Raw genomic sequence first — 21919 nt, forward strand, 5'->3', positions numbered from 1 at the left:
GGGACGGGCCCCGGTTTCTTCAACCACCAAAACCGTTACGCGCGACCAACATACTCGCTGGAACGGGTATCAACCTTGAGCACGTCGCCGGTGTTGATAAACAGCGGCACCTTGACCACGGCACCGGTTACCAGCTTGGCCGGCTTGTTGCCGCCACCGGAGGTATCACCACGCACGCCCGGGTCGGTCTCGACCACTTCCAGCTCAACGAAGTTCGGCGGAGTAACGGCAATCGGTGCGCCATTGAACAGGGTTACAGTGTAAATAACCTGCTCTTTCATCCAGTTCATGCAGTCGCCAACCGCCTTCTCGTCAGCGCCGTACTGCTCGAAGGAGCCGTCGGTCGCCATGAAGTGCCAGAACTCACCGTCGGAGTACAGGTATTCCATCTCGCGATCCATCACGTCGGCGCCTTCCAGGCTGTCGCCCGACTTGAAGGTACGCTCGTTGACGCGACCGGTCTTCAGGTTACGAACCTTGACGCGGTTAAACGCCTGGCCCTTACCCGGTTTGACGTATTCGTTCTCGAGAATCGAGCACGGATCGCCGTCCAGCATCACCTTAAGACCCGGTTTGAATTCGTTGGTAGAATAGTTGGCCATACAAGTTCCCACTTTAAATTGAATGGATGATCCGACTCGCGCCACACCAGCCAGTGTGCGAGGCAGTCAGTCGGACACCCTGACACCCATGCGCGGAAAAACGCCAATGATACATGGTTCTGCAGTTCGTGTTGAGTCCGCCAGCTGGCAAAATATTCTGGCCAACAGCATCACCAGCCCCGCCGAGCTTCTGCGCCGCCTGCATCTCGAAAGCACACTGCTGCCAGCGGCTCTGGCTGCAGCGGAGACATTTCCGCTGAGGGTTCCGGAGCCTTACCTCAGCCGGATGCGTCCGGGCGATATCAATGACCCGTTGCTACGTCAGGTCCTGCCAATCGGCGAAGAGCTGGCAGAGCAGCCGGGGTATGTACTCGACCCCCTCGGAGAACAGCACACCAATGCCCGGCCCGGGATCATTCACAAGTACCATGGTCGCCTGCTGCTGGTCGTCAGCAGTGGTTGCGCCGTCAACTGCCGCTATTGCTTCCGTCGCCATTTTCCCTACGACGACAACAACCTCAGCACCAGCGAGTGGAACGAGGCCCTCGACTATATCCGCAACGACAGCAGCATCAGCGAAGTCATTTACAGCGGCGGTGATCCGCTCGCAGCCAACGACCGCCGTCTGGCCTGGCTGACCCGCGAAATTGCCGCCATTGCCCACGTGCGACGCCTTCGCGTGCACACCCGGCTGCCTGTCGTCATACCGCAACGCATCACCCCGGAGCTGATCGACGCGCTGTGCGGCACGCGCCTGCCGGTCACCATGGTCTGGCATTGCAATCATGCAGCCGAACTGGACGCCCGAACCGCAGAAGCAGCAGCCCTTTTGCGCCAGGCCGGCGTCATACTGCTCAATCAGGCCGTCTTGCTGCGCGGCGTCAACGACAGCCTGGAGGCGCAGCAAGCGCTGGGTGAGGCACTAGGCGATGCCGGTATATTGCCCTATTATCTCCATTTGCTTGACCGCGTCCGCGGCGCCAGCCACTTTATGGTCCCGGACGACGAGGCTCGCGCGCTGGTCGGCACCATGCTTACCCGCATGCCGGGCTACCTGGTACCCAGGCTGGTGCGGGAAGTTGCCGGCGAGCCGGGCAAGGTGCCGGTCAGCGTCGAGCTGCAACAGAACGCGCCCCAAACGGGCAATCAGGCATAATCATCAGACTTGGTGACAACGGCAGGGAGCAGGCTTAGCCAGTTGTCAGCTAAGCTGCTAGAGTGTGTTTTCGGAAGGCTGTTTCCCCCACTGAGCCACGGAAGACCGGCACACCCCGTGGGCCGGAATCAGGCCATAGACGCTTGTACTGGATACGACAGTTATGGATAGCACAACGCAAAAGCTGCATTTGCGGATACCCCAGCAGACACTCAGCAACCTGAGTTTTGCAGAAGGGTCCGAGAAAGGCATAGCCCAGTGGCTAGCCAACCTGCCAAAAGCCAATATCGGTGAAACGGCGCGCCAGCTCTATCAGGGACTGATTGAACTGAACCAGTACGACGTGCCTGCCGACAAGCGCCTGGCCATGCTGGAGCGCATTCGGCCCGAGGTGCATTACGTCACCACAGCCCTTTCACGCTACTACCTGGGCCAATCGATTGTGCTCGAGGACAAGCCGCGCAAGGTTGCCAATCTGTCCCAGTCGCTGCAGAACCACCTGGCCAACGGCTACAAGATCATCGTTGCTCAGGAGCGCAGCATCAAATCACGCGATCACGCCAACCTGATGACACTGGCCCTGCAGCGATCAATCCGCGGATTGTGCGGGCCACTTCTGCGTGCCTTCCAGCTTTACTGCCCGGTAGCAGATGGGGTCTGGCTCGAGTTGCACCAGCTGTACCAGCTTGCACGCAAACGCAACTTCCACCAGACACCGGTACCGGACAGCGAGAGCGCTGACCGCCGCCCCCTGAGTATCGAACAATGCTATCTGGTCGCCCTGCTGATGGGCGCGAGCCGCCCCAATCAGATGCGCCAGAGCGCAATGGGTCGCCTGTTTGCCACTCTGGAAGACTGGAGCCGTTATGCACGGCTGGTCTCCCCGGAAGACTCGAAGGCACTGTTCATCATCAACCCTGACATGGACTGCCCGCCACGTTACAAATCGCTGATTCGTGGCGAAAGCCTTGACCACAGCCTGGGGCTCGACACCCGCAAGCTGGTCAATGGCATCAAGGAGTTCATGACTACCGGCAGCGACTACCGGGGCGAATTGCACATCCCCAGTGTTCTGGGCGTGGAATTGCTGCAGCATGTCAGCCAGTCCTGGGGAGACCTGGCCGAGCGCACCTTCAACCGAATCCCGAGCCAGGGGCACCTGCGTGTCAGCATTGGCATGAGCGCGACTCACTACCGGATTTCCGGCAAGAGCTTCGCACGCATGATCGACGCCAGCGATGCCGAGCTCAATCCGTTTTCGGATGCGGCGCAGCGGACCCGTGAAGGCGGCTGGAGCAGCGCGTTTGATGGCGGTGACTCGGTAGAGTGGCATGCCGCCGGCGTCGAGCAAATCAACTACGGCAGCAACTCGGAAGAAGCCGAAGAGGGTGACGAGCAATATCCGATCCACAACCTGCCGATTGTCAACCACAGTCCCGGCGGCTTCTGCCTGACCTGGCCGAAAGAGGTTCCAAAACAACTGCAGGCAGGCGAACTATTGGGTATCCAGGAAGCAAACGAACAGGACTGGAGCCTGGCCGTCGTGCGCTGGATTCGTCAGGTCCGCGGCGGTGGCACGCAGATGGGCATCGAACTGATTGCACCGCACTGCATACCCTGCGCCGCCAAGCTGATCCGCAAGACGGGCGAACCAAGCCAGTACCTGCGCGCCCTGTTGCTGCCCGCCGTGACAGCGATCGACCGCCCGGCCACCATCATCACCCCGCGCCTGCCATTTCAGGTCAACAGCAAGATCAACATTCTGCAGGGCGGAAAGGTCGAAAGGGCCAATCTGAGTAATCGCGTCAGCGCGACCGGCAGCTTCAGTCAGTTCGAGTATCACCTGATCGAGCAGGAGACCGCTGGGACCAGCCAATCTGAGACGGGGCACGCATCTCTGACCACTGGCCCCGAGGATGACTTTGACTCACTCTGGAAGTCTCTGTAGATTCAAGTTCCTTGATCTGTAAGGGGCCATTCAAACCGGCCCTGCACCCCCCGGAAGACCATGGCCAACGACAACCAAGCCATCAAGCTGCTGATCCTCGACGACTCCCAGAACAATGCCGAGCGTATGGTCAGTCTGCTGCGTAATGCAGGCCACGCCACACGCGCCCACAGGGTTACCTCCATCGAAGATCTGCAGGAATGCCTGCAGCAGAACTGGGATATCTGCCTGGCCCAGACCGAAACCAGTTACATGACGGCGGAAGACGCCATCACCCTGATCAAACGCCAATCCAGAGACATCCCGTTCATCCTGCTCAAGCCCGAAATTGATCTGGAAATGCGCACCGAAGCGCTACGCAGCGGCATGACCGACGCAGTCCCGCATGATGCCGACGTACTTCTGACCCTGATCGTCGACCGCGAGCTGGCCAATCTGAATGCGCGCCGCCAACGTCGCATCGTCGAACAGACCCTGCGCGAAGCCGAGAAGCGCTGCCAGCTGTTGCTGGACAGCTCCGTGGACGCCATCGCCTACGTGCATGACGGCATGCATATCTATACCAACCGTGCTTACGGCGAGCTGTTCGGCTATGAAGATCCGGATGACTTGGCAGCAGAACCGATGGTGGGGCTTATCGATGGCGATGATCAGGGCGCCTTCAAGGATTTCCTTCGCCACTACGCCAGCCAGGGTGGCCAGAACGAGATTCGCTGCAAGGCAGTGGACAGCAGCGGCAAGCGCTTCCCGGTGGTCTTGAACTTTTCTCCAGCCAGCTATGACGGCGAACCCTGCACCCAGGTCGTCATCCGGGCAGAAACGGCCAGCAGCGACTTCGAGGAAAAACTCAAGGCGATGGCCAGCCGTGACTTGGTGACCGGCATGTTCAATCGCGCCTACTTCCAGGAGCAACTGGATAGCGTGCGCGACCAGGCCGTTCGCCAAGGTCAGCCAAGTACCCTCGTCTACCTGAGCATAGATGGCTTCAGCAGCCTGCAAGCCGACATTGGCATCGGCGCTGCCGACCTGCTGCTGACAGATCTGGCACAGATGCTCCGTACCCATTTCAGTGAAGACACCCTGATGGCGCGCTTCGCCGACGACGCCTGCAGCATCCTCATTGAGGGCCAGGAGCCCGAGGCGGCCACAGAGCAACTCGAAGCCTTGCGAACCAAGATCGAGACCCATCTGTTTGAAACCAACGGCCGGACAGTTCGGATGACCGTCAGCATGGGTGTCGCATCCATCAGCGAAACCAACGCCGATCCGGTCGAAGCCATTGATCGCGCACACCGCCTCGCCGAGCAACTGGGCAACAGCGGCGGCAACGGCATCAAGGTGTTCAACCCGCTGGAAGAGCTGGCACTGCAGGCCAACCGCGGCAACCTGATTGCCCTGATCAGACACACCCTGGAAACCAACGGCTTCCGCCTGCTGTTCCAGCCGATTATCAGCCTGCGTGGTGACGAAGCGGAAAACTACGAGACCTTCCTGCGCCTGTTGAACCATGAAGGCGAGGAAGTACCAGCGACCGACTTCCTGCCAGCGGCCCAGGAAGCCGGGCTGGCACTGGAGATTGATCGCTGGGTAATCACCCAGGCAGTCAAGCTCCTCAGCAATCATCGCGGACGCGGCGCCGACACCCACCTGCTTCTGAATCTGAGCGGGGCAAGCCTGCAGGAAGCGGACATGGTGGAATGGATTGCCGGCAAGCTGAAGGAAGCCAGGCTGCCGGCTGACGCCATCATATTCCAGTTCCATGACGCCGATATAAACACCTACCTCAAGCAGGCCAAAGTGCATACCGAGGCACTGCACCGCATGCACTGCCGGGTCTCGATCAGCCATTTTGGCGGCGCACTAAACCCGTATGCGGCGCTGAAACATGTGCACGCAGACTACATCAAAATCGACGGTTCATTCACCCGCGACCTGTCCGACCCGAAAGCCGTAGAGACGCTCAAGGGAATCATCAACTCCCTGCACAGCCAGGGCAAGCTGACCATTGTGCCCTACGTCGATAGCGCAGCCATGATGCCAACCCTCTGGCAGGCAGGTGCCAATTACATTCAGGGCCACTACCTGCAGCCACCCAGCGACAGCATGAACTACGACTTCTCCGCAGACTGACCCTGCACCGGGCACCGCCATCAGGACGGTCCCGGTGCACGCTGCTACATGCCGTCGCGGTCGCGAAAGCCCAGCAGATACAAGATGCCGTCCAGCCCCAGTGTCGAAATCGCCTGCTTGGCCGATTGCTTGACCAGCGGCTTGGCCCGGAAGGCGACACCCAGGCCGGCAATCGACAGCATCGGCAGGTCGTTCGCCCCATCGCCCACAGCGATAGTCTGCTCCAGACTGATTCCCTCCCTGGCGGCCAGTTGACGCAGCAACTCGGCCTTGCGCTGACCATCGACAATCGGCTCCTGCACCTCGCCGGTGACCAGCCCGTCCTCTACCGGCAGCGCATTGGCATAGACATAATCGATACCCAGACGCTGTTGCAGGCGCTCGGCAAAGTAGTTGAAGCCACCGGAGAGGATGGCCGTCTTATAGCCCAACCGGCGTAACTGGGAAATCAGCGTTTCGGCGCCCTCGGTCAGCCGCAGCGATTCGGCAATGCTGTCGAGGGTAGAAACCGGAAGCCCCTTGAGCAGGGCCATCCGCTCGCGAAAACTGGCGCGAAAGTCCAGCTCGCCACGCATCGCCCGTTCGGTAATCTCCGCTACTGCCTCGCCAACGCCTGCCGCCTTGGCCAGCTCGTCGATTACCTCTGCATCAATCAGCGTGGAGTCCATGTCGAAAACGACCAGACGACGGTTGCGACGGAAGATGCTGTCCTGCTGGAAGGCGATATCGACATTCAGCTCCTGGGCGATGGCAAGAAACTCCGCACGCAGCGCTGCCGGATCGTCCGGCTCACCGCGCACCGAGAACTCTATGCAGCCCTTGCCCTGATCCTCGGGCAAGCCCTCCGGGATACGGCCGGACAAACGGTCAATATGGTCGATATTGAGGCCATAGCGCGCAGTAATCTCGCTAACCCGGGCAATGTGCTCGGCAGTTACCCGGCGAGCCAGCAAGGTTACGATATGACGCGCCTTGCCCTGCCCGGTGACCCAGCGGCTGTACTCGTCCGCACTGACAGGGGTAAAACGTACCTGCTGATCCAGCTCGTAGCCTCGGAACAGCACTTCTTTCAGCACATCGGAACTACCGTGATCGGCTGGGATCTCGACCAGAATGCCGAAGGACAGCGTGTCATGGATGACCGCCTGACCAATATCGAGAATATTGACCTGCGCCCGGGCGAGCAGCCCGGTGATGGCCGCGGTAAGACCCGGGCGATCAGGACCGGTGATGTTGATCAGAACGATTTCCTTCAAGACGCTCGCTCCCAGTTAAAAGTGAGGCGCCTATTCTACCCGCATTTGCCCAACACCTCACAGATCAGCCTTTTGCCCCATATAGGGAATGGCTATACTCGCGAAACCGGCAATGTCCCGTCTCCCCCGAGATCAATACCTGCGCAACCATAGAGTCCCGCTTTGAGCCACAAGACGCCATCCCACGACAATCTGTTCCTGCGCTGCTATGCCAACCTGCGCCGCCGCTCACCGACGCTGGCCGGCACGATGCCGCTGATGGTGGTCGCGCCCCTGGTCCTGATCCTGGCGCTCATCCTCTGGCTGGGCAAGGTGCAGTTACAACAGGATGTCGCCCAGCAGGCCGACCGCGTTGGCAGCACACTGGCGCGCCAGATAGCGGCGAGTGCCGCCGAGCCACTGGCAGCGGAAGATCGCTTGAGTCTCAACATCCTGCTGGCCCAGTGGAACCAGAACCCGATGATCGCCCACGCCAGCCTCTACTCACCGAGCAATCGCCTGATCGCCGAGGCTGGCAGCGAACCGCCCCGCCAGCAGCGTGCACCCGGCCAGGGGAAATACATTGCGGCGATACATCTGCAGGATCAACTCACCGGCCAGGTCCAGCTGACACTGGCAGCCTCGCCATTTATCCAGCCCGCCAACCTGATGCTGGAGCGCCTGATCTGGGGCCTACTGCTGATTGGCTGCGTCGCCGGGCTTTTCGCCTGGCATCGCGGCCGCGAACTGGCGCGTCAGCTCAACGCCCTGGCGCTGTGGGACAGCACCCCCGTCTACCCGGCACCTGCCTGCAAACGCAACGATGAACTGGGTGAACTGTCACGGACGCTGCTCAACAATCGCGGCCTGATGCCAGAGCCAGAGCCAGAGCCAGAGCCAGAGCCAGAGCCAGAGCCAGAGCCAGAAATAATAGCCGAGCCCGAGCCGTTAACCGAACCGGCACCGATTACCAGCGCACCCGCACTCAACACCGGTGCCATCCCGATACTGGTGCCTGACGCGCCGCAGGACGACGATGACGCCGCAGACGGCCCGCAAGCACCCGCAGACTCGCAGTCAACGAGCGACAGCGATGGCGAGGCCGTCGAGAATGCGCAGACTGCAGGGGAAACAGAGAGCGAGACCGAAGCAGAGTCCGAAGCACCGCTTCAGAAACAGGGCTTGCTGGCAGTGCGCCTGGGTAACCACGACGCCCTTCGCCGCCTGCCCCGCGACCGCCTGATGAGACTGCTGGAACGCTACCGTCAGCAAGTACAGCATGCCTGTCAACTCTACGGTGGAGAACAACATACCCTGCACGATGGCACCAGTATCGTACTGTTCCGAGATAGCACAGGGGATGGATCAGAACTGAAACACGGATTGTGCTGCGGCGAACTGCTGCGCGTGCTGGGCCATGATCTGCAGATCGAGATTGCCGACACCGGTATCGCGCTGCATCTGCAACTGGCGCTGGGTCATGCGGCCGGCCTTGAAGGGATGAGCGATGAAGCCCTGGGGCAGCATTCGGCCTGTCAGCAGGTTATGGAACACCTGCAGCACAGCCGTAACCTGCTGCTGGTGGATGCCGAACTGGCCGCCAGCGAAGGCCTGTCGCAATGCGCATCGGCGCGGCGTCTGGCAAGCCAGCCTGGCACCTTCTGCATCGAACGCCTGCTCGAGCCCTATCAGTCGCTGCTTGAGCGTCAGCTCAGCGCACTGTACAACCAGCGCCAGTCCTGACACTGGCGCCAGCCTCGCTACTCTGCGGCAGATTCACTGCTTGCCGCAGCTCCCAGCTCTACCGCAACCGCATCAACCTTCTGGAAGCCGCGAGGCAGCTTGTTCCCGCGCCGGCCACGCTCACCGCTATAGTGCTCAAGATCGGCCGCCTTCAGCGTCAATGTGCGCTTGCCGGCGGTCAGGACCAGCTGCGCACCCGGTGGCAACACCGCCAGCCCGGCAACGAACTCCTCACGCGATTTCACCCGCGCCGCAGGCAGCGAAATGATCTTGTTACCCTTACCCTTGGACAACTGCGGCAGGTCCTTGAGCGGAAATACCAGCAGCCTCCCCTCATTGGATACCGCAGCAAGGTGACTGCTTTGCGGATAGCGGACCGGCTGCGGAGCCAGAATTCGACCGCCGTCCGGAATGTTCAGCAACGCCTTGCCGTTCTTGTTCTTGGCCAGCATGTCCTCGCCCTTGACCAGGAAGCCGTAACCGGCGTCGGATGCCAGCAGATACAAGCCCTGCTCATCCGGCATCAATACCGCGTCAAATCCTGCCCCGGTCGGCGGACTGAAGCGACCGGTCAGCGGTTCACCCTGGCCACGCGCCGACGGCAGTGTATGCGCCGACAGTGAGTAACTGCGACCAGTGCTGTCGATGAATACCGTCTGCTGATTGGACCGCCCACTGGCCTGCGCTAGGAAGCCGTCACCCGCCTTGTAACTGAGCGCAGTGCCATCCACATCGTGGCCCTTGGCACAACGCACCCAGCCCTTCTCGGACAGCACCACCGTCACCGGCTCGGAAGGTACCAGCTCGGTTTCCGACAGCGCACGCGCTTCCTTACGCTCAACCAGCGGCGAGCGGCGCTCGTCACCATAAGTCTGGGCATCGGCAGCCAGCTCGTCGCGCACCAGCGTGCGCAGCTTGCGCTCGTCGCCGAGAATGCTCTGCAACTCGTCGCGCTCTTCGCGCAGCGCGTCCTGCTCGGCTCGGATCTTCATTTCTTCCAGCCGCGCCAGCTGACGCAGACGGGTGTCAAGAATGTAGTCGGCCTGCAGCTCGCTCAAGTCGAAGCGCGCAATCAGTTCCGCCTTCGGATGCTCCTCGGTGCGGATGATGTGAATGACTTCATCCAGATTGAGGAAGGCGACCAGCAAACCGTCCAACAGGTGCAGACGCGCCAGTACCTTGTCCAGACGGAATTGCAGACGGCGACGCACCGTGGCAACCCGGAAACCCAGCCATTCGCTGAGCATGCCCCACAGGTCCTTCACCGCCGGCTTGCCGTCGGTGCCGATCACGTTCATGTTGACCCGATAACTGTGCTCGAGGTCGGTGGTCGCAAACAGATGCTGCATCAGATCGTCCAGATCGACCCGATTGGAGCGCGGTACGATCACGATACGCGTCGGGTTTTCATGATCGGACTCATCACGCAGGTCAGCTACCATCGGCAGCTTCTTGTTCTGCATCTGCGCGGCAATCTGCTCGAGTACCTTGGCACCGGACACCTGATGCGGCAGCGCGGTGATAACCACCTCACCGTCTTCCCTGCTCCAGACGGCGCGGCAACGCACCGAACCGCGGCCGCTGGCGTACATCTTCAGCAGCTCCTGGCGAGGGGTAATAATCTCCGCCTCGGTCGGAAAGTCAGGCCCCTGTATATGCTCGAGAATCTCGTCAAGGCCGGCGCCCGGATCGTCCAGCAGACGAATGCAGGCCGCGGCAACTTCTTTCAGGTTGTGCGGCGGAATGTCAGTGGCCATGCCAACGGCGATACCGGTGGTGCCGTTCAGCAGCAGGTTCGGCAACCGTGCGGGAAGAACCATGGGCTCATCCATTGTGCCGTCAAAGTTGGGTTGCCAGTCGACGGTGCCCTGCCCCAATTCGGTCAGCAATACCTCGCTGTAGCGCGCCAGACGGGCCTCGGTGTAGCGCATCGCGGCAAACGACTTGGGATCGTCCGGCGCCCCCCAGTTGCCCTGACCATCCACCAGCGGGTAACGGTAGGAAAATGGCTGGGCCATCAGCACCATGGCTTCATAGCAGGCTGAATCGCCATGCGGATGGTACTTGCCCAGTACGTCGCCAACGGTACGTGCCGATTTCTTGTGCTTGGAGCTGGCTGACAGCCCCAGCTCACTCATCGCATAGACGATACGGCGCTGCACCGGCTTGAGGCCGTCGCCGATATGCGGCAGCGCCCGATCCATGATGACGTACATGGAATAGTTGAGGTAAGCCTCCTCGGTAAAGGACGCCAGCGAACGTCGCTCAATACCGTCCAGGCTCAGATCCAGTGCATCACTCATGCTTGTTCTCCACACAGGCGGCAGCGCGCATTGCCCTGCCTGCCAGATAACTCATTGATACTGTCGCAGCAGCAGATCACCGCCCTGCGAACGAAAATCCAGTTGCCTGAGGGCGCTCATGCCCAGCAATACCTCTTCACCCGCCATACCGGGCACGATACCGGCCTCGACGTCGTGCAACAGAATGTCGCCCAGCTGCAGTGTCTGCAGCCGCGTGGCGTAGCCCTCGGCGGTGCCGTTGGCAGTATCGACCATGAACTGCCGACCACGTGGCAACCCCAGCTCGTCAGCCAGCGCGGCAGGAACGGCGACAAAACTGGCACCGGTATCAACCAGCAGGGTCACCGCCTTGCGGTTGATCTGACCGATGAGCAGATAGTGCCCCTGCCTGTTCGGCTCCAGCCTCACTTCCACGGCATTGCCCAACTGACTCGATGCCGGTCGCTGATTGGGATTGCGCTGACGCTCTTCCACGCTGCTGAACCAGTAGGCCGCCAGCAGCAGCCCGGCCACCCAGGCCAGAATCATCATCCCGGTCCCCAGCTTGCGCTGTGAAGGTGGCAACGGCTCGGTCACGGCTGATAGCCCTCACGCCAGTCGTCAGGCAGAGCAAAGTGGAACAACCAGGGCCGCGTGTCACCATCCGGACGCGCCCGGCCGTTGTTATCCAGACCGATGATGATGCCGTCATCGCTGATCAGCAGTGCTTCGGCCAATCCGAAGGGAGCGTCCGGATAGAAATACGGTTCGACCAAAACGCTCTGGGCAAAGGACCAGCAGCGCTCACGCTTGCCCGATAGCGGATTGCGGCGGCAGACCTGATGCGCATTGCGCTCCAGCGTCCACAGCCGCCCCTGCCAGAACACCAGATCAGAAAAATCCACCGGCATCACTTCTCGATTCAAAATACCGGGACCAAAGGGCTCGGTTGGCAGGAATCGACGCTCCGCCAGCAGGACACAACCGGCCAGCGGGCATTTCCATTCATCGCCCTGACGTTGCAACTTGATCAGGCCCCGCGCCTGGCGCTCGGCAGCGAGCCAAAGGGTTCCAGCCTCGGCGTCAACCGCGATGCCTTCAGCCAGCGCGTTTATCTGCTGCCATAAGCCACGCGCCTCACCTTCGGTGTAAACGGCCGCATCCAGCGTCAGCCATTCACCGGTCACCGCTTGCTCAGCCGACGGCGGCAGACGCAACACCCCCAACTGGCTTTCGCTCACCAGATAGCGGTTGCCCTGGCTGTCGCACGCCAGACCCTCGAAATCCAGTGCCGGGCCACTCAGACCGCGCAACCAGGCACCTGCAAGCAGTTGCACAGGCAGCATCGAAGGCGCTTGTGCCGGCAGCAAAAACGCTTCAACCTCAGCCTGGTAGCTGTCTTCGGCACGTTGCAGCACAAACAGACTGCTATCTTCGCGATCAGATACAGCCAGCAAGCGCCCGTCGCAGCGCTGCAGTGCAGACAGATTGCCGCGCGGCATGCCATCCAGCGGCAAGGCAGACTCCAGCTGCAACTCCGGGGCGCGCTCAAATGCCAGCGCAGCACCGCTGACTGCCATCAGGAATGCGCCAAGCAGGCGCAGACGGATGCCACTCATCAAAGCAGCACCTCAGCCAGATTACCCTTGCTCTCGAGCCAGACCTTACGGTCGGAGGAACGCTTTTTGGCCAACAGCATGTCCATCAACTGCTCTGTATCCTGCGTCTCATCGACAGTCAGCTGCACCAGTCGGCGGGTTTCCGGCGCCATGGTGGTTTCGCGCAGCTGCAAGGGGTTCATTTCGCCCAGGCCCTTGAAGCGCGTTACCTGAATCTTGCCCCGCTTGCCCTCGGCTTCGATACGGTCGAGGATGCCCTGCTTTTCGGCATCATCCAGTGCGTAGTAAACATCCTTGCCGATGTCGATACGGTAGAGCGGCGGCATGGCCACAAACACATGACCGGCTTCAACCAGCGGGCGGAAATGACGGACAAACAAGGCACACAGCAACGTCGCGATGTGCAGGCCGTCCGAGTCCGCGTCGGCGAGGATACAGATCTTGCCATAGCGCAGTTGCTCGAGACTGGCCGCGCCCGGGTCAACCCCGATGGCAACCGCAATGTCGTGCACTTCCTGCGAACCCAGCACCTCACTGGATTCCACTTCCCAGGTATTCAGAATCTTGCCGCGCAGCGGCATGATGGCCTGAAACTCCTTGTCTCGCGCCTGCTTGGCGCTACCACCGGCGGAATCACCTTCCACCAGAAACAGCTCCGAGCGCTTGCTGTCCTGCCCGACGCAGTCCGCCAGCTTGCCCGGCAGGGCAGGACCCTGGGTAATGCGTTTGCGCTCGATCTTCTTGCCCGCCTTGAGCCGACGCCCGGCATGGCTGATCGCCATCTCGGCGATCTGCTGGCCGATCTCTGCGTGCTGATTCAGCCACAGACTGAAGGCATCCTTGACGACACCTGATACGAAGGCAGCCGACTCACGGGACGACAGTCGCTCCTTGGTCTGGCCGGAGAACTGCGCCTCGGCCATTTTCAGTGACAGCACATAGCTGACCCGCTCCCAGATATCCTCCGGCGCCAGCTTCAGACCGCGCGGCAGCAGGTTGCGGAATTCGCAGAACTCGCGAATCGCTTCAAGCAGCCCTGCGCGCAGGCCATTGACGTGGGTGCCGCCCTGGGCGGTCGGGATCAGGTTGACGTAGCTTTCCTGGACCAGCTCACCGCCTTCGGGCAACCAGAACACGGCCCAGTCCACCGCCTCCTGCTTGGCACTGAAACTGCCGGCGAAAGGTTCTTCCGGCAGTTTTGGCCATTCGGCGCAGCTGTCGACCAGGTAATCGCGCAGACCGTCTTCGTAGTACCAGCTGATCTTTTCCCCGGCCTGACGGTCGTCAAAGTCGACCTTGAGGCCCGGGCACAGTACAGCCTTGGCCTTGAGCAGATGCTTGAGCCGGCTGATGCTGAATTTGGGGGAATCGAAATATTTGGCATCCGGCCAGAAGATGACCGTGGTGCCGGTATTGCGCTTGCCGACGGTACCGATGACCTCCAGCTCACGGACCTTTTCGCCATTCTCGAACGCCATGGCGTATTCCTGTCCATCGCGCTTGACCCGGACCTCAACCCGCAGCGAAAGCGCGTTGACCACCGAGATACCAACCCCGTGCAAACCGCCGGAGAACTGGTAGTTCTTGTTCGAGAACTTGCCGCCGGCATGCAGGCGGGTAAGGATCAGCTCGACACCCGAGACGCCCTCCTCAGGATGAATATCCACCGGCATGCCGCGCCCATCATCGCTGACCTCAAGCGAATTGTCCTGATGCAGTACCACACTGATGCTGCGGGCATGCCCGGCGAGTGCCTCGTCGACACTGTTGTCGATGACTTCCTGCGCCAGGTGGTTGGGACGCGTGGTGTCGGTGTACATGCCCGGTCGGCGGCGCACCGGATCGAGACCGCTGAGTACTTCAAGCGCATCCGCGTTATAGGTCGAATCTGACATGGTGTGAGCAGGTATCCTTCTTGAATTTCTTCAACGCCCACCCGCCTGCCTGACTGACTGACGCCGGCCATCGGAGTGAGCTTGCATGGGGTCACATAGTATCCGGCGAGCGGACTGCCTGCCACCGTCAGTGCGGCTGCAACTCAATAGCCCACTGCTCCCGGCTCAGGCAAAAACAGGCCTTCCGGAAGGCGGCGAACAGCCGTTTCGATACGACCGTCGTCGTACAGACGCAGCCAACGATAACCAGGCGCCAGCGTATCAGTAGCAAAATCGCTGCTGCCCGCGGCAAACTGGACGCAGGTGGAAGGCGTGGCCAGCAGACGCAAATGACCAAGCTGCTGGTCGAACTGCTGGTGAATATGGCCCCAAAGCACCACCTTTACCTCGGGGCGATGCTGGATACGGCCCAGCAAGTCCTGCGGATTGAGCAGCCCGATCGGCGCCATCCAGTCGCTGCCGATGTCGACCGGCTGGTGATGCAGACAAACCATGACGTGGCGCTCGTCTGCTGACGCCAGTGCGTCATCCACAATCTGGAGCTGTGATGCTGCCAGTCGGCCAGGCACGGCACCGGAAATACTGGTATCGAGCAGAACAATTCGCCAGTTGCCGAGGTCAACCCAGGGCCGGCTAAGGCCAAGAGGCCTTCCAACCTCGGCCATCAATTCGGCGTCATCGTGATTGCCGGGAATCCAGTAGCAGGGTGCGGGCAGGCGCTGGCTGGCGGCGATAAACCGACGGTAGGCATCTTCGCTGCCATCCTGGGTTATGTCCCCGGTCGCCAGCACCACGTCCATCTCGGGTGTCTGTTCAAGCACCATATCAATGACAGCGTTCAAACTGGCGTGCGTATCCAGCCCCAGCAGGTCAGCACCCGCATCGGCAAACAGGTGACTGTCCGTCAACTGCACCACGCAGACGAAATCCGCCCCTAACGACATCGTGCCCCCACTTCTCGCTCCTTGTTTACACTCAATCTTGGCCGTTGCCGCCACAGGAATCCAGCGATTCGGTCACAGACCCTGGCCGGCAATTGATAACGGCTGCGCGCTTTGTCCATTGCGCTGACAGTATCCCAGCCACTCCCCGAGAAACTGATTCAACTGAAACTTTTCGTCCGGCTGCAACATCTGCTCGTTCGGATAGGGGTACACCCCCCGAAACCGGCGACTGTTATAGGCCGCAACCACCTCCGCCAGGCCCGCATCGTGATAAAGCCGAACTTCCATACTCGGCGGTGTTACCCACTCGTGCCGCCGCTCGTGAAACAGCTGCAGCGTCGAGGTATAGGGGCAACGCTCAAGCACGCGCATGACCAGCGCCTGAACCGCACCATCGCCAGCATCGACCACAATGCGGTGCTCATCCTCCTCGTGCATACGCGGCATCAGCTTCAGCAGCTTCCAGTAATTGCTCTCGCACAGCGCCTGCAGGCCAATCAGGTCAACGTGATAACGGGGCTTGCGCAAGGTCATCATGGCTGGGGCCCCGCCTCGGCGCGCAAGCGCTCGGCATGCAGCTGCAGCCACTGCAGCGCGATGATGCTGGCGGCATTGTCGATCCGGCCATCCTCAACCGCGGCAATGGCCTCGGCCCGCGGCCACAGGCTGACGCGAATATCCTCGCCTTCCTCGGCCAATCCGTGAATACCGCCCGCACCACGACTGTCGACCAGCGCACAATACAGATACACACGCTCGTCACTGCCGCCGGGGGACGGGAAATAGCGGGTAATGGGGTGCAGAGACAGCAGCGTCAAACCGGCCTCTTCCTGCGCTTCGCGGTGAGCGACCTGCTCCGGCGCCTCATCGGTATCGAGCAGGCCGGCGACCAGCTCCAGCATCCACGGACTGTCACTTTTTTCCAGCGCACCCACCCGCACCTGCTCGATCAGCACCAGCTGATCCAGCCAGGGGTCGTAGGGCAACACACAGACAGCGTCGTGGCGCACGAACAGCTCACGGCGCAGTACCGGGCCCCAGCCACCGTCGAACAGACGATGGCGCAGCTGCAGGACATCCAGGCGATAGAAACCACGGAAGCCATCTTCCCGGCTGATGATCTCCACGTCGGCACGCGTAAAGGACAAGGCAATACCCCCAAAGGAAACGAATCGCAGCAGATCAGGCATATCCATAACGGAGCAGGATCGGCTGCCGAGCGTCTAAGCTCGCATATCTTTCGGGGCAACGGCAAGGGTTCAGACGTGCCAGAACCCTCGCCGCACTGACTTGCTAGAGCTTGTGGTAGAGCTGCGATCCGGTAGTGCGAAACTCCTGCGACTTGGCCTTCATGCCCTCTTCAACCGCCAGATCAACCGCAGCGATGCGCTGTTCGGCTGCGTATTCGCGCACTTCCTGGGTGATCTTCATAGAGCAGAACTTGGGGCCGCACATCGAGCAGAAGTGCGCCACCTTGGCCGACTCCTTCGGCAGCGTTTCATCGTGGAAGGCACGCGCGGTATCCGGATCCAGACCCAGGTTGAACTGATCTTCCCAGCGAAACTCGAAGCGCGCCTTGCTCAGGGCGTTGTCACGAATCTGCGCGCCCGGGTGCCCCTTGGCGAGATCGGCAGCGTGGGCGGCGATCTTGTAGGTAATGATGCCGGTCTTGACGTCATCCCGATTCGGCAGCCCCAGGTGTTCCTTGGGCGTTACATAGCACAGCATGGCGCAGCCGAACCAGCCGATCATCGCCGCACCGATACCGCTGGTGATGTGGTCGTAGCCGGGAGCTATATCGGTCGTCAGCGGACCCAGGGTGTAGAACGGTGCCTCATCGCAGCACTCCAGCTGCTTGTCCATGTTCTCCTTGATCAGTTGCATCGGCACGTGGCCCGGACCTTCGATCATGACCTGCACATCGTGCTTCCAGGCGATCTTGGTCAGCTCGCCCAGGGTTTCCAGCTCGCCGAACTGGGCTTCGTCGTTGGCATCGGCAATGGAGCCGGGACGCAGGCCATCGCCGAGCGAGAAGCTGACGTCGTAGGCCTTCATGATTTCGCAGATGTCCTCGAAGTGGGTATAGAGGAAATTCTCTTTGTGGTGCGCCAGACACCACTTGGCCATGATCGAGCCACCGCGCGACACGATGCCGGTGACCCGTTTGGCGGTCATCGGCACATAGCGCAGCAACACGCCAGCGTGAATGGTGAAGTAATCCACGCCCTGTTCAGCCTGTTCGATCAGCGTGTCGCGGAAGATGTCCCAGGTCAGGTCTTCGGCCACGCCGCCAACCTTCTCCAGCGCCTGATAGATCGGCACGGTGCCAATCGGCACCGGCGAGTTACGGATGATCCACTCGCGGGTTTCGTGAATATTCTTGCCGGTCGACAGGTCCATGACCGTGTCGGAGCCCCAGCGAATACCCCAGGTCATCTTCTCGACCTCCTCCTCGATGGAGGAGCCCAGGGCCGAGTTACCGATATTGCCGTTGATCTTTACCAGGAAGTTGCGGCCGATGATCATCGGCTCCAGTTCCGGGTGGTTGATGTTGGCCGGGATAATCGCTCGACCACGGGCGATCTCTTCGCGCACGAACTCGGGGGTAATTTCCTTCGGAATACTTGCGCCGAAACTGTGACCGGCATGCTGATCCTTGAGCAGCCCCGCATCACGCGCCTGCTGCAGTTTCATATTCTCGCGAATCGCGACGAACTCCATTTCCGGCGTAATGATGCCGCGGCGGGCGTAGTGCATCTGCGTCACGTTGCAGCCGGCCCTGGCGCGGCGCGGCGTGCGCACGTGGGCAAAACGCATGTGGTCGAGTGACGGGTCAGCCAGACGCGCGGCGCCAAACTCGGACGTCAGCCCCGGCAACACTTCTGTATCACCACGTTCGTCGATCCAGGCACTGCGTACATCGGCAAGCCCCGCGCGCAGATCGATGCTGACGCCCGGATCGGTATAGGGGCCGGAGGTGTCGTAGACCAGCACCGGTGCGTTGGCCTCGCCACCAAAGTCGGTTGGCGTGTCGGCCAGGCTGATTTCCCGCATGGGTACGCGGATATCCGGGCGCGAGCCGGTCAGGTAGACCTTGCGGGAATTGGGGAAAGGCTGGGTGGCGGCGCTGTCGGCACCGGAGGTGGCGATGGCGGTATCAGGCAACGTGCTGTTCATTATTGTGCTCCACTGCGTTGAGGTGCGCAGGGAACCGAATGACCACAACCACCCCAACCCGGACGGACTGAAGCCTGCGATCGATCTCGATTCCTACGCCGGTACTAACCGGTTCAGGTTCAACGGGTATCATCTCAGCCCCCTGCAAGCAGGCAGCACCCCGTCAAGATGTCCGCACAGTCTAGAGATATGCTGTTACCGTCTCAAGCCCACGACAGATATCCCTTCCCGACACGCAGATCAAAGCGCCAGTGATGGCTGACAAAATCCGCGAAAACGTCAGCAAAAGTCGCAACAACAGATTGTTCCCAATTGTGTCCCCCAAAGCCGCTTGACCCCGGCCCCCGACCCTTTTAGCCTTGCCTGACCTCCTCTCATGCGAAGGATTCGTGCATGTTGCGTCCGCTTACCGTTGCACTGCTGCTGGCCGGAGCTCCCGCTCACGCCGCTGCCAATACCGATCTGATGACCGTTTACCAGCAGGCGGTGCTCAACAGCGCTGACCTGGCCGCAGCACAAGCGGATGCACTGGCCCGTCAGGAAGCCCTGCCCCAGGCCCGCTCGCAGCTGCTGCCCAACCTCGGCGTCGCCGCCGGCGCCTCACGCCAGGACCTCGACATTGATAACGTAGGCGGCGACGAATACTCCAACCACCACTATCAGGCCAGCCTTACCCAACCCCTGTTCCGGGCTGACCGCTGGTTCAGCTACCAGGCCGCCAAGTCGGTGAGTCAGCAGGCCCAGCTGGAGTTCTCGGCGACCCAGCAGAACCTGATCCTTGAGGTCTCCCAGGCCTACTTCAACGTCCTGCGCGCTTCAGACAACCTGGCAACGGCAAAAGCCGAGGAAAAAGCCTTTTCCCGCCAGCTGGAGCAGGCACGGGAGCGTTTTGAAGTCGGCCTGTCCGCACGCACCGACGTCCTCGAGGCACAGGCGGGATACGACAGCGCCCGCGCAGCGCGCCTGACCGCCCAGACCAATCTGGACGTCAGCTACCAGGCGCTGACCCGTCTGACCACTCAGGACTACGACAGCCTGTACGGCATTAGCCACGAGCTGCCGATCCTGCCGCCGACACCGGCCAGCATGCAGCAGTGGGTCGAAACCGCCGCCGAACAGAATCTGACCCTTCAGGCCAGCCGTTACGCCATCGACAGCGCCGAAGACAGCCTGCGCAGCAGCAAGGCCGGCTATGCACCGGTCGTCGATGCCTTTGTGCGCTACAGCAAAGACAACGGCGGCGCCAGTATCGCCGGTACCGGTCAGGCCAGCACCGATACAGAGCTGACCAGCTTTGGCGTGGAACTGAGCATGCCGCTGTTTACCGGCGGCCTGACCACCTCCCGCGTGCGCGAGTCGACCTACCGCCTGACCCAGGCCGAGCAGAGCAGCGAGGCGCAGCTGCGCCGGGTTGTGGAAAGCACGCGCAACCTCTACCGCACCGTCACCTCCAGCGTTGATGAAGTGGCCGCACGGCGTCAGGCCATCGTCTCCGCCAAGGCCGCGCTCGACGCCACCCAGACCGGGTACGAGGTCGGCACACGCAACGTGGTGGATGTGCTGGAAGCCCAGCGCAACCTGTTTCGCACCGTGCGCGACTACAACACCGTGCGCTACAACTACATCATCAACAACCTCAGCCTGAAGCAGGCGGCCGGTACACTCAGCCCGCAGGATCTGCAGGACCTGTCACAGTGGCTGAACCCGAACTACGACCCGGATCGTGACTTCATCCCGCAGACAACCGAAGAGGAAGCCCGGCAGATGTCGATGGGCGGCCAGCCGCAGCCGCCTGCCATGCCAGCCAACGGCGACAGCAGCACGTTCTGAACGCCGGGCACAGAAACAAACACAGCGCCCGACGGCGCTGTGTTTGTTTCTGTGCCGAGTATTCAAGGCAACAACCGATCAATCCCCTGCAGCAAACGCTCCAGCGCCCCCTGATTGTCAGCCACTACCGCCTGCCCGGCCTGGCCCGCGCGCTGACGCGCAGGGCTGTCCTGCAACCATTGCTGTACGGCGACCGCCAACGCACCCTCGTCAGCTACCACCTGCAGGGCGCCTGCGCCTTCAAGCAACTCGCTGATTTCGGTGAAATTGAAGCGGTGCGGCCCGGACAACACCGGCAGCCCCAGTGCCGCCGGCTCAAGATAGTTGTGACCGCCGTTCGGCACCAGAGAGCCGCCGACAAACGCCAGATCAGCACAGGCGTAGAGAAACACCAGCTCGCCCATGGTGTCGCCAACCAGCACCTGCTGGTCAGCAGCCGGCAGCGCACCACTGCTGCGCCGTATCATACCGAACCCTGCCTCACTGACCTGGCGCGCGACCGAATCAAAGCGCTCGGGATGCCTCGGCACCAGAATCAGCAGCGCATCGGGCAGCGTATCCAGTACCTGACGATGCGCTCGCAGCACCTGCTCATCCTCACCAGCATGGGTGCTGGCCGCAATCCATACCGGGCGGTCGCTGCCCCAGCGCGCGCGCAGCTCCTGCGCCTGCTGCACCTGCTGCGGATCGGGACGAAAATCGAACTTGATGCTGCCAGTCACCTGCATCTGCTCGCGCCCCACACCCAGCTCGATAAAACGCAGAGCCTCGGCCTGGCTCTGCACGGCAACCCAGTCCAGCGCCGCAAACATTGGCCGAACCAGCGCGCCTACCCGCTGATAGCCACGGGCGGAGCGAGCCGACAGCCGCGCATTGGCCAGCACCAATGGCACCCTTGCGCGCCCGGCCTCGGCCACCAGATTCGGCCACAGCTCGGTTTCCATGATGATGCCGATCTTTGGCTGCAGCCGGCGCAATAACCGACGCTGCAGCCACGGCAGGTCATAGGGCAGATAGGCGTGACCAACCTGACCGCCGAACAGCTTGCGGATCTGCTCGGAACCGGTCGGCGTCATGCAGGTGACGGTGATCGGCAGCGCCGGATACCGCTTGAGCAATTCACGCACCATGGGCGCGGCGGCAATACTCTCGCCGACCGACACCGCGTGCACCCAGATTCCGCCGCTGCGCACATCGCCTCCCAGAGCAAAACGTTCGGCCCAGCGGCGGGCATAGGCAGGCGCCTTGATCGCGCGATACAGCAGACGCAACAAAATCAGCGGCAGGCAAAGGAAGAAAAACAGGGTATAGAGACGACGGGCCATGAAAGCATCCTGTAGCAGCTAGGCGTCCGGTAA

Annotated in this window: 16 protein-coding genes and 1 riboswitch; of the genes, 5 read left to right on the forward strand and 11 right to left on the reverse strand. The window is 61.4% G+C overall.

Going from position 1 to position 21919, the window contains the following annotated elements; genetic code table 11:
- Positions 1-35: 35 nt before the first annotated feature.
- The gene (gene efp, locus ACZ5WQ_RS09455) at positions 36-602 is read right to left on the reverse strand and encodes an elongation factor P (RefSeq protein WP_228245181.1); all 567 of its coding nucleotides are present in this window, start codon (positions 600-602) and stop codon (positions 36-38) included.
- A 106-nt stretch (positions 603-708) separates the two neighbouring features.
- On the opposite strand from efp, the gene epmB reads away from it, so the two are divergent.
- The 3 genes from epmB (at position 709) to ACZ5WQ_RS09470 (ending at position 5836) form a co-directional block, all read left to right on the forward strand.
- Entirely contained in the window at positions 709-1758 is a 1050-nt protein-coding gene (epmB, locus tag ACZ5WQ_RS09460) for an EF-P beta-lysylation protein EpmB (RefSeq protein WP_335600337.1), read from the forward strand.
- Positions 1759-1921: 163 nt separating this feature from the next.
- Positions 1922-3706 (forward strand): molecular chaperone, encoded by a 1785-nt coding sequence (locus ACZ5WQ_RS09465; RefSeq protein ID WP_464382228.1) that lies wholly within the window; start codon positions 1922-1924, stop codon positions 3704-3706.
- Between the two features lie 60 nt (positions 3707-3766).
- Positions 3767-5836 (forward strand): GGDEF/EAL domain-containing response regulator, encoded by a 2070-nt coding sequence (locus tag ACZ5WQ_RS09470; protein WP_464382229.1) that lies wholly within the window; start codon positions 3767-3769, stop codon positions 5834-5836.
- 44 nt (positions 5837-5880) lie between these two features.
- Here the strand turns inward: ACZ5WQ_RS09470 and serB are convergent, their stop codons facing one another.
- Positions 5881-7092 carry a phosphoserine phosphatase SerB gene (gene serB / locus ACZ5WQ_RS09475; protein WP_228245177.1) on the reverse strand — a complete coding sequence of 404 codons (1212 nt, stop codon included), beginning with the start codon at positions 7090-7092 and terminating at the stop codon, positions 5881-5883.
- Between the two features lie 162 nt (positions 7093-7254).
- Between serB and ACZ5WQ_RS09480 the strand changes: the two genes are divergently transcribed.
- A complete protein-coding gene (locus tag ACZ5WQ_RS09480; protein WP_464382230.1) occupies positions 7255-8814 on the forward strand; it encodes a hypothetical protein in 1560 nt (519 codons plus the stop codon).
- Between the two features lie 17 nt (positions 8815-8831).
- On the opposite strand, the gene parC is transcribed toward ACZ5WQ_RS09480, so the two are convergent.
- The 8 genes from parC to thiC all read right to left on the reverse strand — a co-directional run bounded on the left by parC (position 8832) and on the right by thiC (position 18731).
- The gene (gene parC / locus ACZ5WQ_RS09485) at positions 8832-11117 is read right to left on the reverse strand and encodes a DNA topoisomerase IV subunit A (protein WP_464382231.1); all 2286 of its coding nucleotides are present in this window, start codon (positions 11115-11117) and stop codon (positions 8832-8834) included.
- 51 nt (positions 11118-11168) lie between these two features.
- Positions 11169-11648 carry a retropepsin-like aspartic protease family protein gene (locus tag ACZ5WQ_RS09490; protein WP_228245362.1) on the reverse strand — a complete coding sequence of 160 codons (480 nt, stop codon included), beginning with the start codon at positions 11646-11648 and terminating at the stop codon, positions 11169-11171.
- Positions 11649-11689: 41 nt separating this feature from the next.
- Positions 11690-12715 carry an esterase-like activity of phytase family protein gene (locus ACZ5WQ_RS09495; protein WP_464382232.1) on the reverse strand — a complete coding sequence of 342 codons (1026 nt, stop codon included), beginning with the start codon at positions 12713-12715 and terminating at the stop codon, positions 11690-11692.
- The gene (parE, locus tag ACZ5WQ_RS09500) at positions 12715-14610 is read right to left on the reverse strand and encodes a DNA topoisomerase IV subunit B (RefSeq protein WP_088273420.1); all 1896 of its coding nucleotides are present in this window, start codon (positions 14608-14610) and stop codon (positions 12715-12717) included. The genes ACZ5WQ_RS09495 and parE overlap by 1 nt, the downstream gene beginning before the upstream one ends.
- Positions 14611-14753: 143 nt before the next feature.
- Positions 14754-15554: a 3',5'-cyclic-AMP phosphodiesterase gene (cpdA, locus tag ACZ5WQ_RS09505; protein WP_228245172.1), complete on the reverse strand. Its 801-nt coding sequence runs from the start codon at positions 15552-15554 to the stop codon at positions 14754-14756.
- A gap of 72 nt (positions 15555-15626) precedes the next feature.
- Positions 15627-16088, reverse strand: coding sequence for a DUF1249 domain-containing protein (locus ACZ5WQ_RS09510; protein WP_228245361.1), 462 nt, complete (start codon positions 16086-16088; stop codon positions 15627-15629).
- A complete protein-coding gene (locus ACZ5WQ_RS09515) occupies positions 16088-16744 on the reverse strand; it encodes an NUDIX domain-containing protein (RefSeq protein WP_464382233.1) in 657 nt (218 codons plus the stop codon). The genes ACZ5WQ_RS09510 and ACZ5WQ_RS09515 overlap by 1 nt, the downstream gene beginning before the upstream one ends.
- 103 nt (positions 16745-16847) lie before the next feature.
- On the reverse strand, positions 16848-18731 hold the full coding sequence (gene thiC, locus ACZ5WQ_RS09520) for a phosphomethylpyrimidine synthase ThiC (RefSeq protein ID WP_464382234.1): 1884 nt from the start codon (positions 18729-18731) through the stop codon (positions 16848-16850).
- A gap of 73 nt (positions 18732-18804) precedes the next feature.
- A riboswitch (TPP riboswitch) is annotated at positions 18805-18904 on the reverse strand.
- Positions 18905-19124: 220 nt separating this feature from the next.
- On the opposite strand from thiC, the gene ACZ5WQ_RS09525 reads away from it, so the two are divergent.
- Positions 19125-20561, forward strand: coding sequence for a TolC family outer membrane protein (locus ACZ5WQ_RS09525; RefSeq protein ID WP_464382235.1), 1437 nt, complete (start codon positions 19125-19127; stop codon positions 20559-20561).
- A 62-nt stretch (positions 20562-20623) separates the two neighbouring features.
- Here the strand turns inward: ACZ5WQ_RS09525 and waaA are convergent, their stop codons facing one another.
- Positions 20624-21886 (reverse strand): lipid IV(A) 3-deoxy-D-manno-octulosonic acid transferase, encoded by a 1263-nt coding sequence (gene waaA, locus ACZ5WQ_RS09530; RefSeq protein ID WP_464382236.1) that lies wholly within the window; start codon positions 21884-21886, stop codon positions 20624-20626.
- Positions 21887-21919 lie beyond the last annotated feature (33 nt).

The sequence above is a fragment of the Halopseudomonas sp. T1L2 genome (genome assembly GCF_055397385.1).